A 13032-nucleotide genomic window follows, 5' to 3' on the forward strand; every position below is an offset into this window, starting at 1 on the left:
CTTTCCCCCGGATATGTGGCCGACTGATCACGAAAGGTAAGAGCCGACCATACCTGCCCACAATCCGTCAAGTCCGGATTTACTGACGGATCTGGTCAAGTCCGCGCCTGTCCACCGTGGCACTCAGGGACCTTCGCACGCCGGGCGCAGAAGGTTTCACCGCGCAGGGGCGTGCCGGGTGACGAGCCGTACCGCTCGCGTCACGGGGCGCCGGCGATGGCGCACGCCCGGCACGGGGGACGGGCGCAAATGCACTGCATGATGGCGTCCAGCACGTCGTGATCATGGTAGAGGCACCGATCGTTGCAGGTGTGGCGGGGCACGAAGCCCGCCTGGATCTCGTCGGGCCAGGGCTCCTCGCCCTCGCGGCAGCGGACGAACTGCTGGGGGTCGGCGGAGTGCAGCGCCTGCATGCGCTCCCTGGCCTGGCCCTCCAGCGTGCGTGCCTCGGCCACCATGACCTTGAGCTGGTCGGCGAGGTCGAAGTACCGGCCGTCGCCCGTTCGTACGTGCGCGGCCCGCAGCGCCATCACCGCGTTGCCCAGGAATCGGCTGGCGTCCTGGAGGTCCGTGGTGTGGTGCAACTGGATGCCCGTCACGCTACGGACCCACACGGCGTCATTGTTCATGAATCAACCCTTCGACGTGGCCGGCGCGTACTCGTGGCCGGGAGTTGGCAGGGGTTGCGGACTACAAGCGAGAATAACCGGATTTTTGCGCATTCTTCGTACTTGGTCAGCCGGTTTGACTGTCGACAGAATGATCGCGACACGCCACGAAAGCGCCTCCGACCTGGCACGGAAGGCGCTTGACCCCGAATCACGCAGGAAACCCAAGATACCGATAAACAGACCAAAACTTTAATAAACCGGCAAGCCGGTCAATAGCCGGAAATGGCACGATCACGGCCGCCGTGCGCTCCGTGTTGCTCCTCCTCACCGATCGAGGATCGCGCGGCGGCCGTTCCTGTCCGCGAGGGCCGTCCGGCCCTCGGTGGCGGTCAGCTCGTCACCGCGCACTGCCCGCGTTCCTTCCTGACGGGCCCCTCCGGGTTCGGACGGACGTCGAAGTCGAAGATCGCCGTGGGCAGGTAGAGCGAGCAGCAGGCGTTGGGAATGTCGACGATGCCGCTGACACGCCCCTCGATCGGCGCCGAACCGAGGAGCAGGTAGGCCTGCTCTCCGGAGTAGCCCCACCTCTTGAGGTACTCGACGGCGTTGAGGCATGCTCTGCGGTAGGCCACCGTCGCGTCGAGGTAGTAGTTGGTGTCGGTGTCGTGGTCGACGGAGATCCCGATGAACGACAGGAACTCCGAGTAGCGCGGCTCGACGTTGCCGGGCATGAAGAGCGGGTTGGTGGTGACACCGTACTTCTCCATGCCGCCCTTGATGAGGTCGACGTGGAAGTCGATGTAACCGCCCATCTCGATCGCCCCGCAGAAGGTGATCTCGCCGTCGCCCTGACTGAAGTGCAGGTCACCTCCGGAGAGCTTCGCGTCCTTCACGTGCACGGGGTAGAAGACCCTGGCCCCGCGGGTGAAGTTCTTGATGTCGTGGTTTCCGCCGTTCTCCCGTGCCGGAACGGTGCGGGCGCCCTCGCTGGCGACCCGCTGGGCCACGTCGCCGCCCGCCGTACCGGCGATGACGTTCTCGGCCAGCGGTGGCAGGCCGAGCGGCGGGACCCGATCCGGATCGGTGTCGATGAGTGCCTGCTCCCGGCGGTTCCAGGCGGCGAGCAGCTCGGCCGATGGCGCGGTGCCGAAGAGCCCGGGGTGGGTGATGCCGGTGTAGCGGACACCTGGCAGGTGACGGGATGTGGCGACCTGTCCGTGGAAATCCCAGATCGCCTTGTAGGCGTCAGGGAAGTAGTCGGTCAGGAATCCACCGCCGTTCGCCTTGGCGAAGATGCCGGTGTACCCCCATCCCTGTCCTGGCGCGTCCCCGACCTGCTGTGGCACGGCGCCGAGGTCGAGGATGTCGACGACCAGCAGGTCGCCCGGCTCGGCGCCGTCCACCCCGATGGGTCCGCTCAGCACGTGCGCGACGGTAAGGTCGACGTCGCGTACGTCGTTGGCGGAGTCGTTGTTGCCTATCTGGGCGTCGGTCCATTCCCTGCACTCGACTCGGAACTCGTCCCCTGGACGTACCATGTCGGCCACCGGGATGTCCGGGTGCCAGCGGTTGTGCCCGGGGATCTTCTGGTCGCGCATGGACATCGATTGGTCGACGCCGAAGACGACATTGGGCATGGTGCATGCCTTCCTTGCTGATGGTGTCGGTGGAGACTCGATGGCGGCGCGGGCATCACCTCCTTCCCGGTTGCGGATCTCCTCGTCTCACGTCCAGCGGGGCCGGCGCCTGCCTTCCGCGCCCAGCTGGTCGCTCGGCGTCGGCTCGGCGGGGGCGGGCTCCCGCTTGCGGGTCAGCGGCCACAACGCGATGAAGACCACCAGGCCGAACACGGCGAGGACGATCGCGATGACGTTGGTGTTCCGCCAGTAGCCGGTGAGGACCATGAACGCGGGGATCGCCGCCGTGATCCATCCCTCGATCGCCGTGACCCAGCCCGTGTACGTGGTGATCTGCTCGTTCTTCAGACCCAGCAGCACGAAGAAGAGGAACCACAGGTACGACCAGTAGAGCCAGATGACGCCGAACGCCGGATCACCGAGGAGCTGGAAGTTCGCCCACGAGTACCCGATCGCCATGATGGCCACGAACAGCGAGAAGTAGCCGATTCCTGTCGAGTCGAACCCGCCGAGCAGGTTGATCCCGACGTAGAGGTAGGTGAAACCGAAGAGATAGATCCCCGACGCGCCGAGGATCGTCAACGCGTCCCCGCCGCTGGTGATGATCAGCACCGTGGGTGTTATCACCTGCAGCGTCCCGACGAAGAGGTTGAAGACGCCTGCCGCGCGCGGTTCCACCTTCTTCAGGAGCATCAGTCCGTTGATGAAGAGCACCGCGCCGACGTAGAGCAGTCCGACGGCTCCCATGAGCGACGCACCTCCTGGTGTTGTGGTGTGGCGGCATCACCCACGCCGGACGGCCCGGTGGGTGCCGCCGTGTTCGGACGCGCGCGTGAGCTGTTCACGCACGCGTGTCCGCGTTGATTCCGTTGTCAGGGCCGGGGCAGGCGCGACAGCGCGGGGTGCGGCGGCGACCTGCGCCGCCGCGCCGGTGGCACGCTCGTGACGACCTCGGGTGCTTCCTGGCTGCGCTCCTCGCTGGCGCGCGCGGCGGCCACGGCCGGGGCGACCCGGCTGAGGTACGGCGAGGAGAAGACCCGTTGGGCAGGGCGTTGACAGGTGGGGCAGTCGCACGTCGTCGTGGCGGTGCCTATCGGCAGCCGCACCTCGAATCGCCCGCAATCGGCGCAGCGGTACTCGTAGATTGCCATAGGCATCCTCCGCCAGAGATCAAGCTCGCACTTCTCCGGCCTTCGGCACCGCAGACCCGTCGCCGGCCCACGGCGATCTAGGCATACTTCAGGCAACCTCTTCCTCAACGCCATGTCAATCCGGCGGTAAGGGCCGCCGAGGCGGCTTGGCGCGCTGTTTTGAGGGGGAAAGCGGAGAACTGTAACTCAACCTCCGCGCACGCCGGTGGGATGTAGCCAGGTTTTTAACGGGCGGCCGACTGCTCTTCCGATGACGCGTGAGGATTTGCCGGACGTTTGACGGCTCCCGGCCCGGTCGTCGCGGCGGTTCGGCGCCCCCGAGACCGCGCGGTCGCCGGCCCGGACACCAGAAGGCCCTTGACAAAAAAATTTGTCGGTGAGAGGCTCCTCGCATGACGAAGACAGAGACCTTGCAGGTTCCCGGCGCACAGCTCTACTACGAGGTGCAGGGCGCGGGCCCGACCTTGCTGATGATCCCCGGCGGCCCCACGGACGCGGGCATCTTCTCGGCCATCGCCGCCCCGCTCGCCGACCGCTACACGGTCGTCTCCTACGACCCGCGCGGCAACTCGCGCAGCATTCCCGACGACCCCACCCTCGACCAGGACGTCGACGTCCACGGCGACGACGCGGCGGCGCTGCTCACCGCGCTCGGCGGCGCGCCCGCGTACGTGCTCGGCAGCAGCGGCGGCGCCCAGATCGCCCTCAACCTGGCCGCCAGGCACCCCTCGCTGGTCCACACGCTGGTCGCGCACGAGCCGCCGTGCGTCGCGCTGCTGCCCGACGCCGACACGGTCACCGCGGGAATGCTCGAGGTCGAGGCGGCCTACCACCGCGAGGGGGTACCGGCGGGCATGAAGCGGTTCGAGGAGCTCATCGGCATGGGCGAGAACGCCCCCACCCCGCCGCAGGAGCCGCCGACGCCCGAGCAGATGGAGATGTTCGGCAGGATGGGCGGCAACCTCGCCTTCTTCCTGGCGCACGGGGTCAGGCCGCTGAGCGGCTTCCGGCCCGACGTGGAGACGCTGCGGGCCGGCCGGCCCAGGATCGTGGTCGGCATCGGCGAGACCACCGACGGGCAGCTGGCCCGCCGTACGGCGATCGCGCTGGCCGAGGCCCTGGACGTCGAGCCGGTGGTCTTCCCCGGCGACCACGCCGGGTTCACCACGGCGGCCGGGCCGTTCGCCGCCAGGCTGGACGAGGTGCTGCGCGGCTGAGATGGACCGAACGCACGATCGGAGGAGGCCAGGCCGGCGCGCCATTCCCCGTGCCGCCTGGCCCCGCCGCTCGCAGCCCCGCGTCCCCCGCGGCGGCGTCACAGCGGGAGCGAACCGCCCGGTTTGAGCGCCTTCATCGCGATCTGCGAGGTGAGCTTGTCGAGCCCGGGCAGCCGACCGAGCTTCTCCAGGCACAGGCGGCTGTAGGCGTCCATGTCGGCCACCGCGACCCGCAGCACGTAGTCGGGCCGCCCGAACATGCGCAGGCACTCGATGACGTCCTCCACCTCCATCACCGCGGACTCGAAGGCCGTGACGGTCTCGGCGTCCTGGCCCTCCAGCTCGACGTAGGCCAGGACCTGGAAGCCGCGCCCGACCGACGGCGGGTCCACCACCGCGCGGTAGCCGGAGATCACCCCGCTGTCCTCCAGGTTGCGCACCCGGCGCAGGCAGGGCGACGGCGTCAGCCGCACCCGGTCGGCCAACTCGATGTTGCTGAGCCGGCCGTCCTCCTGCAGGAGGCGAAGAATTGCGCGATCCGTAGCATCCATGACCACAGATGCTAACCGGGGCGTAAACCACCGCAAGTATTGACATCACCTGCCGCGATCCTTGAAATAATCTCACGGCATGACGAGCGACGCCTTCATGAGTGGGACGCAGGCGCTGGTGCGGCTGATCGAAAACCAGCTGGCCGCGGACCGCAGGGCGGGTCTGGACACCGGCGCCATGGTCTCCGGCTACCCGGGATCGCCCCTGGGCGGCTTCGACCAGGAGCTGGCCAGGACCAAGCCGGAGGGCGTGGTCCACCGTCCCGGCCAGAACGAGGAGCTGGGCGCCACCGCGGTGTGGGGCAGCCAGCTGGTCCCCTCCCTGCCCGACCCGCGCAAGACGGGCGTCCTGGGCGTCTGGTACGGCAAGGCCCCCGGCGTCGACCGCGCGGCCGACGCCCTCCGGCACGGCAACTTCGTCGGCGCGCACCCCGAGGGCGGGCTGATCGCGCTCTGCGGCGACGACCCGACCTGCAAGTCCTCCACCCTGCCCAGCGCCACCGAGAGCACGCTGGCCGCACTCGGCATGCCGGTGATCTTCCCCGGCACCGTCCAGGAGCTGCTCGACCTGGGCAGGCACGCGATCGCCGCGTCCCGGGCGAGCGGCCTGTGGGTGGCGATCAAGGCGGTGGCCAACGTGGTGGACGCCACCGCGACCGTCGACCTCGATCCCGACCGGGTCAAGCCCGTCATGCCGGAGGTGATGTGGCAGGGCAGGCCGTACCGGCACACGCCCGACGCCACGCTGCTCACGCCGTACTCGCTGGACATGGAGCGCACCCTGGTCGGGCCGCGCCTGGAGCTGGCTCGCGCCTACGCCCGCGCCAACGGCCTCAACCAGATCACCTGCGCCGCGCCGGGCGCCACGATCGGCGTCGTCGCCGCCGGCACCGCCTACTACGACGTGCGCGAGGCGTGCAGGAAGCTCGGCCTCACCGACGAGATCCGGCTGCTGAAGATCGGCATGCTGTGGCCGCTGGAACCGGAGATCGTGCGGGAGTTCGCCCAGGGCCTGTCGGAGATCATCGTCGTCGAGGAGAAGGCGCCGCTGCTGGAGGGCCTGGTCAAGGACGTGCTGTACGGCACGCCCGACGCGCCCGCCGTCACCGGCAAGGCGGTCGTCCCGCACCACGGCGGCGTCGACGCCGACCTGGTCGCCCGCGTGCTGGCCGACCGGCTGTCCATCGACCTGCCGCGCCCGCGCGAGCCGCTCAAGCTGCTCGGCCCCACCCGCACGCCGTTCTTCTGCTCCGGGTGCCCGCACAACCGCTCCACCGCCGTCCCCGAGGGCTCGGTCGTGGCGGCGGGCATCGGCTGCCACACCATGGTCGTGCTCAACCCCGAGGGCAAGGGCCGGCTCGCCGGGCTCACCCAGATGGGCGGCGAGGGTGCGCAGTGGATCGGGCAGGCCCCGTTCACCGGCACCCGGCACATCTTCCAGAACCTCGGCGACGGCACCTTCCACCACTCCGGCTCGCTGGCCGTCAGAGCGGCGGTCGGCGCCGGCGTCAACATCACCTACAAGATCCTCTACAACAGCGCGGTCGCCATGACCGGCGGACAGACGATCACGCCGGCGCTGTCGGTGGCGTCGCTGACCCACTGGCTGGAGCTGGAGGGTGTGCGCAAGGTGATCGTCACGAGCGACGATCCATCCCGCTACCAGGGGGTACGGCTGTCGCCGATCGCCTCGCTGCGCGACCGTGCCGAGCTCGAACAGGCGCAGCGTGAGCTGGCCGCCGTCGAGGGCGTCACCGTGCTGGTCCACGACCAGCAGTGCGCGGCGGAGAAGCGCCGGCTGCGCAAGAAGGGCGAGCTGCCCGACCCGGTGAAGCGGGTGGCGATCAACCAGCGGGTGTGCGAAGGGTGCGGCGACTGCGGGCAGAAGTCGGAGTGCCTGTCGGTGCTGCCGGTCGAGACGGAGTACGGCCGCAAGACCGAGATCCACCAGTCCTCCTGCAACAAGGACTACTCGTGCGTCGAGGGTGACTGCCCCTCGTTCCTGACGATCATTCCGGGCGCCAAGAAGCGCACGACCGTCCCCACTCCCCCCGACCTGCCCCTGCCGGACATCCACCCCAAGGACACCACGATCCGGCTGGTCGGCATCGGCGGCACCGGCGTGGTGTCGGTCGCCCGGCTGCTCGGCAAGGCCGCCCTGATGGACGGGCGCCAGTCGCGCGGTCTCGACCAGACCGGACTGGCGCAGAAGGGCGGCACCGTCGTCTCCGACCTCCGCCTGTTCGACGGCGAGGAGGACAGGTCGGGCCAGGCCACCGCCGCCTCCGTCGACGCCTACCTGGCGCTCGACGTGATCGGCGCGACCGACCCCAGGCACCTTCGCACCGCCTCCCCCACGCGCACGGTCGCGGTGGTCTCCACGCACCTGTCGCCCACCGGCGGCATGGTCGTCGACCCGTCCACGCACGTCACCGACCTCGGGCCGCAGCTGACCGCGCTGGAGGCGCGCACCCGCTCCGTCGTGGCGCTCAACGCCGAGCGCCTCGCGCAGACGCTGTTCGGCGACCACATGCAGGCCAACACGATCGTGCTGGGCGCGGCCTGGCAGCTCGGCCTCATCCCGCTGTCGCTGGCGTCGATGGAGAAGGCCCTCGGCAGGTCCGCGACGGCCTTCCACTGGGGCCGCGCGGTCATCGCCGCGCCGTCGGCGGTGGACGCGCTCTTCCCCGCGCCGGTCCCGGCCGCGCCGTCGGCGGAGGTGCTGCGGCGGATCGCCTTCGCCGGCGAGGGCAGCGAGCTGCACCGGCTGCTGGCCGTACGGGTGCCCGACCTGGTCGCCTACCAGAACCCCCGCTACGCGCAGCGCTACCTGGCGGCCGTGCGCCAGGTGCACGCCCTGGCGCCCGCCGCGGTCACCGAGGCCTACGCCACGCACCTGTACAAGCTGATGGCCTACAAGGACGAGTACGAGGTCGCCCGCCTCCACCTCGACCCGGCCGAGCGGGCCAGGATCGCCGCCGAGTTCGGCCCCGGCACCCGCGTGGCCTACAACCTGCACCCGCCGGTGCTGCGCGCGCTCGGGCTCAAGCGCAAGCTCACCCTCGGCCCGTGGTTCGACCCCGCCTTCAAGGCCCTGTACGGCATGCGGAAGCTGCGCGGCACCAAGCTCGACCCGTTCGGCCTGGGCGAGGTGCGCAGCATCGAGCGGAGCCTCGCCGAGGAGTACACCGGCGACCTGCTGCGCGCCCTGTCGTCGGGCCTGCCGGAGGAGAAGGTGCTCCAGCTGGCCGAACTGCCCGACATGATCCGCGGCTACGAGCACGTCAAGCTGCGCGGGGTGGCCGACTACCGCGCCCGGGCGGCCGCATTGCTGAAATCCGCGAGCTGATCCGGTAGCCGCCAGGCTACCCTGTGTGGCCATGGTGGGCTTTCAGCATGCCGTACGGCACGCCGCCGAGGTCGCCGGGATCCTCGACGAGCCCGCACGGGCCCTGGCGGCCCAGGCCTGGGTCGGCGGCGGCGCGCCCGCGTTCGCCGCCGAACTCGCCAGGCAGCGCGCCGCCCTCGTGGCGGCGCTGGAGTCGGCCCTGCGCAGGATCGCGGCAGAAGGCGACGCCGTCCCCTCCCTCGGCCGGCCCGCCACCGCGCTGAGCGCCGTCCACGGCTCGTTCGCCGGAGTCGAGCCCGCCCAGCTCCGCCGCCTGATCAGCGGCCTGACCATCGCGGCCGACGAGCTGCCGCGCGCCGCGGCCGGCCTCGGCGCCCCCGAGGTCGCCGCCATCGGCGCGTGGGCGGCCGCCCAGGCCGGCGACCTGCGCCGCCGCCTCACCCTCATCCTGCGCGACGGCGGCGAGCTCGCGCCCGCGCCCCTGGTCGCCTTCGGCCTGTACGGCGGGCACGCCCCCTCCACCGTCACCGTCCTGCTGAACGGTGCCGCCGCGGGCGACACCACCGCCCTCGCCCGGCTGCTCGACCTGCAGCGGCAGGCGGCCGACCCGACGCTCGCGGCCCGGGTGAGCGCATGGTGGCGCATGCTCGACAGCACGGCCCGCGACCAGGCGCTCAAGGCGCTGCCAGCCGCCGGGTTCCTCGACGGGCTGCCCATGACCGTGCGCGACCGGGCCAACAGGGCGCTGCTGGCCACCGAGAAGGCCAGGCTCGCCGCGCTGCTCACCACCGTCCCGCCCGACCCGCACCTCGCGCTCACGTGGCCGGCCGTCCTCGACCGGGTGATGCGCGAACTCGACCACGTGAAGGTCATCGAGCAGGGCCTGGCCCAGGGCGGCAGGAACGGCCGGCCGCCGGCCTACCTGCTGTCCTTCGACGTCCGCTCCCTCGGGGAGGCCGCGATCTCCTTCGGCGACCCCGACACGGCGGACCGCGTGGTGACGTACGTGCCCGGCATGAACACCAGGCTCGCCTCCTTCCACGAGGACCTGAACCGGGCCGCGGTGCTGTGGGACCAGGCACACTACTTCGCGCCCGGCCGGAAGATCGCCTCCATCGCCTGGCTGGGCTACCGGGCGCCGCAGATCGACTGGCAGCTGACCGTCCCCGGCCAGAGCGTGGCGACGGACGGCGCCGCCGACACGGGCGCACGCGCGCTGGCGTCACTCGTGGACGGGCTGCGGGCCAGCCACGACCCTTCGGGAAAGGCGAAACTCACGATGCTGGGGCACAGCTACGGGTCACTGGTGACCGGCAAGGCGGCCCTCCTGCGACACGGGCGGTTCGCCGACGAACTGGTCTTCGTCGGCAGCCCCGGGGTGGGGGTACGGCGAGCGGAGGAACTGGGGGTCGGTCCTGGGAGGGTGTGGGCGGGAGAGGCGGCGGGAGACCCGGTGGGGGACCTGGCGCGCTTCGGAAACGACCCGGGAGACGACAGCTTCGGCGCCCGCCGGTTCTACGTCGAAGACGGCCCCTTCTACCTGACCTTCAAAGCCCACTCCGACTACTGGAATGACCATTCACAGTCGTTGAGAAATCTGGCCCACATCGTCAACGCCGAATACCACAGAGTCACCCAGAACGCCGGAGAGCAGCCTTGACTCGCATGATCCTGCTTCTCTTCCTGATCCTCACCGCATGCGCGAAGGCAACGACGATGAACGAACAGCAGGCAGTGGACCGCGTCGAACAACTCATCCAGGACACCGTTTCGGTCATACACCCGAAGCCCGATCTCGATCTCTATCGGCCCAGTCTCAACCGCCGTTACTGCGTGGGGGCCACAGACGGCGGATCCGAGGATCGCATCATTGTTACCCGCACGTATTACCTGAGGGGCATCCCGAAAGACCGCCTTGTGGCTGTCGCGGAGCGCGTCAGAGGCCACTGGCGCGATCAAGGGCATACCATCACCCAAGCGACCGGTCTGGATATCGGACAGCCTGACATAGCGGCCCAGAGCCGTCCCGACGACTTCATCCTTTCCCTGTCGTGGACCCAGGGCGACGTCCTCGGTATCGGCGTCACCTCGACGTGCATCTGGCCCGACGTGGAATGATCTCTGCATGACCCGAGGCACCGTCAAGTTCTGGAAGCCGGAGAAAGGCTGGGGCGCGATCTCCTCGCCCGACCTCCCGCCGGGCAAGGACGCCTTCGCCCACTTCAGCGACATCGTCGGCGCGGGCTACCGCGAGCTCCACGCCGGCGACCCCGTCGAGTTCGACCTGGTCGAACGCAGCCAGGACAGCTTCGACTTCTGCGCCACCAACGTCCGCAAGCTCTGACCTACCGCACCACGTCCTTCCCGTAGCTCCTGCTGGCGGGCTCGTCGGCGTACTTCCTGTATGCCGGGATCCGCGCGTACCCCGAGCTCTCGTACAGCGCGATCGCCTCCGGCTGCCTGATGCCGGTGGTCAGGCGGACGCGCGCGTACCCGGCGTCCGCGGCCATGGACTCCAGCGCCTTGAGCAGCGCCCTGGCCGCTCCGAGCCCTCGGTGGGAGGGCCGCACGTACATGCGCTTCACCTCGGCCGTCACCGCGTCGACCGGCTGGAGGGCTCCGCACGCCACCGCCGTGCCGTCGGCGACCGCGATCAGGAAGCGGGCCGCCGGGTCCACGCCTGACCGTCCTTCGGGTCCGTAGCGGGCGACGAGTTCGGCGAAGGCCGCTTCCAAGAGGGACCGGAGTTCACCGTCGCCGGGTAGCGCGTTCCTCGATCAGCACCCACGCAGCCTACGACGGCCCGTGAAGGAGAGGTCATCGCGGAAGCCAAGGCATACCTAGTGCACTGGTCGGACCAGTGGGTAGGGTGACGGTCATGGACTACGAGCGGTTGTTCCGGCTGGACGGGCGGCGGGCGTTTGTCATCGGCGCGGGGAGCGGCATCGGCAGGGAGTCCGCCCTGGCCCTGGCCGCGCACGGGGCCGAGGTGGTGTGCGCCGACCGCGACCTGCCCTCCGCCGAGGAGACCGCGGGCCTGTGCGGCGGCACGGCCGTCCCGCTCGACGTCCTGGACGGCCCGGCGGTGCGCGCCGCCGCCGCGCAGCTCGGCGCGGTGGACGTGCTGGTCTTCACCGCCGCCACGAACGTCCGCAAGCGGTTGCTCGACTACTCCGCCGAGGAGTTCGAGCGGGTGGTCGATCTCAACCTGCGGGCCTCGTTCGAGGTGGTCCGCGCGTTCGGCGCCGGCATGGTGGAGCGCCGCGGGGGCTCGATCGTCGGCTTCGCCTCCATCAGGGCGTCGGTGACCGAGCCGGGCCAGGGCGTCTACTCGGCGACGAAGGCGGGCCTGGTGCAGCTGCTGAGGACGGCCGCCGCCGAGTTCGGCCCGTACGGCGTGCGCGTCAACGCGGTGGCCCCCGGCGTGGTGGAGACGCCGCTCACCCGTCAGATCAAGGACAACCCGTCCTGGTACGACGCCTATGCCGCCAAGTCCGCGCTGGGCCGGTGGGCGCAGGCTCCCGAGATGGCGGGGGCGGTCGTCTACCTGGCCTCAGACGCGGCGAGCTTCGTCACGGGCTCGGTGCTCTACGTCGACGGCGGCTGGACCGCGGTCGACGGCCGGTTCGACCCGCCGAACTGACCCGCCCGAGGCCGCGGCCCGTGCCCTCCGGCCCCCCTCCGCGAAACGCATCAAACCCGGCGGAGCGGGCGTGGGCCGCGCCTGGCGGCCCACGCCTGCCCGGTTACCGGGTGGACCAGAGCGGCTTGTTGTCCTTGGTGTAGATCACGACGTTGCCCTCGTTCTGGACCGCGAGGTAGGCGCCGGGGTTGCCCGCGGTCTTGGTGGTCCACACCGCCTGGTTGGCGGCGTTGTAGATCACCAGGTTCCCTTCCTTCTGCATGACGGCGCGGGAGCCCGCCTGGTCCGCCGTCGGCGTGGTCCAGAGCGGCTTGTTCGCGCGGTTGTAGAGGACGAGGTTGCCCTCCTTCTGCATGATCAGCCGGTACTCGCCGTTGCGCGACTGGACACCCTGCCCGGCCTTGAGCGTGTGGCCGGAGGGAAGCGAGCCGAGGTAACCCTGCCTCGACCACAGAGCCTGGTTGGCGGCGGAGTAGATGACGAGGTTGCCGTCATTCTGCACCGCGAGGTACGCGCCGGGATTGCCGGCCGTGTTGGTGCTCCACAGCGGCTTGTTCGTGTCGCTGTAGATCACCAGGTTGCCCTCGCGCTGCATCGTCGCGTACGCCGGGGCGCCCGCGGTGGGGCTCGACCACAGGGCCTCGTTGCCCGGGCCGTACAGGACGAGGTTGCCCTGGGTCTGCTGGATCAGCTTGTACTCGCCGTTGGCCGACTTCACGGTCTGGTTCGGCTTGAGCGTCTCCCCCGCGGTCAGCTTGTTGTCGGCCGGGTCGGCCCAGGCCGCAGGGGACAGCGAGATCCCCATGACCGCCGTCAGCAGGGCGCCCGCCCCCAGACCACCCCGTACCGCTCGCTTGAGTGAAGCCATCGACA

General features: G+C 70.1%; 13 protein-coding genes. 6 read left to right on the forward strand and 7 right to left on the reverse strand.

Going from position 1 to position 13032, the window contains the following annotated elements; translation table 11 throughout:
- Window positions 1–200: 200 nt before the first annotated feature.
- From ABZX22_RS25500 to ABZX22_RS25515, 4 genes are all read right to left on the reverse strand, one after another.
- On the reverse strand, window positions 201–629 hold the full coding sequence (locus ABZX22_RS25500; RefSeq protein ID WP_354913367.1) for a hypothetical protein: 429 nt from the start codon (window positions 627–629) through the stop codon (window positions 201–203).
- A gap of 371 nt (window positions 630–1000) precedes the next feature.
- Entirely contained in the window at window positions 1001–2248 is a 1248-nt protein-coding gene (gene fmdA, locus ABZX22_RS25505; protein ID WP_354913368.1) for a formamidase, read from the reverse strand.
- 87 nt (window positions 2249–2335) lie between these two features.
- Complete coding sequence (locus ABZX22_RS25510; RefSeq protein WP_354913369.1) at window positions 2336–2995, reverse strand: AmiS/UreI family transporter; 660 nt, start codon at window positions 2993–2995, stop codon at window positions 2336–2338.
- Window positions 2996–3120: 125 nt separating this feature from the next.
- A complete protein-coding gene (locus tag ABZX22_RS25515) occupies window positions 3121–3399 on the reverse strand; it encodes an FmdB family zinc ribbon protein (protein ID WP_354913371.1) in 279 nt (92 codons plus the stop codon).
- Between the two features lie 392 nt (window positions 3400–3791).
- Between ABZX22_RS25515 and ABZX22_RS25520 the strand changes: the two genes are divergently transcribed.
- Window positions 3792–4616, forward strand: coding sequence for an alpha/beta hydrolase (locus ABZX22_RS25520; protein WP_354913372.1), 825 nt, complete (start codon window positions 3792–3794; stop codon window positions 4614–4616).
- 98 nt (window positions 4617–4714) lie between these two features.
- On the opposite strand, the gene ABZX22_RS25525 is transcribed toward ABZX22_RS25520, so the two are convergent.
- On the reverse strand, window positions 4715–5167 hold the full coding sequence (locus ABZX22_RS25525) for an Lrp/AsnC family transcriptional regulator (protein WP_354913374.1): 453 nt from the start codon (window positions 5165–5167) through the stop codon (window positions 4715–4717).
- Window positions 5168–5246: 79 nt separating this feature from the next.
- On the opposite strand from ABZX22_RS25525, the gene ABZX22_RS25530 reads away from it, so the two are divergent.
- Genes ABZX22_RS25530 through ABZX22_RS25545 form a run of 4 tightly spaced genes read left to right on the forward strand, consistent with a single transcriptional unit; the run spans window position 5247 to window position 10860 of the window.
- Window positions 5247–8516, forward strand: a complete 3270-nt coding sequence (locus tag ABZX22_RS25530) for an indolepyruvate ferredoxin oxidoreductase family protein (protein WP_354913376.1) — start codon at window positions 5247–5249, stop codon at window positions 8514–8516.
- Between the two features lie 31 nt (window positions 8517–8547).
- The gene (locus ABZX22_RS25535) at window positions 8548–10176 is read left to right on the forward strand and encodes an alpha/beta hydrolase (protein ID WP_354913378.1); all 1629 of its coding nucleotides are present in this window, start codon (window positions 8548–8550) and stop codon (window positions 10174–10176) included.
- Window positions 10177–10181: 5 nt separating this feature from the next.
- The gene (locus ABZX22_RS25540; RefSeq protein ID WP_354913380.1) at window positions 10182–10634 is read left to right on the forward strand and encodes a hypothetical protein; all 453 of its coding nucleotides are present in this window, start codon (window positions 10182–10184) and stop codon (window positions 10632–10634) included.
- A 7-nt stretch (window positions 10635–10641) separates the two neighbouring features.
- The gene (locus ABZX22_RS25545) at window positions 10642–10860 is read left to right on the forward strand and encodes a cold shock domain-containing protein (RefSeq protein WP_354913382.1); all 219 of its coding nucleotides are present in this window, start codon (window positions 10642–10644) and stop codon (window positions 10858–10860) included.
- 1 nt (window position 10861) lies between these two features.
- Here ABZX22_RS25545 and ABZX22_RS25550 read toward each other — a convergent pair whose 3' ends face one another.
- On the reverse strand, window positions 10862–11251 hold the full coding sequence (locus ABZX22_RS25550; RefSeq protein WP_354913384.1) for a GNAT family N-acetyltransferase: 390 nt from the start codon (window positions 11249–11251) through the stop codon (window positions 10862–10864).
- A 143-nt stretch (window positions 11252–11394) separates the two neighbouring features.
- Here ABZX22_RS25550 and ABZX22_RS25555 point away from each other — a divergent pair, with 143 nt between their 5' ends.
- Complete coding sequence (locus ABZX22_RS25555) at window positions 11395–12159, forward strand: SDR family oxidoreductase (RefSeq protein ID WP_354913385.1); 765 nt, start codon at window positions 11395–11397, stop codon at window positions 12157–12159.
- Window positions 12160–12262: 103 nt separating this feature from the next.
- Here the strand turns inward: ABZX22_RS25555 and ABZX22_RS25560 are convergent, their stop codons facing one another.
- Entirely contained in the window at window positions 12263–13027 is a 765-nt protein-coding gene (locus tag ABZX22_RS25560; protein ID WP_354913387.1) for a hypothetical protein, read from the reverse strand.
- Between the last annotated feature and the right edge of the window lie 5 nt (window positions 13028–13032).

Origin of the sequence: Nonomuraea sp. NPDC003804 (genome assembly GCF_040610675.1) — a bacterium.
Classification (GTDB): Bacteria; Actinomycetota; Actinomycetes; order Streptosporangiales; family Streptosporangiaceae; genus Nonomuraea.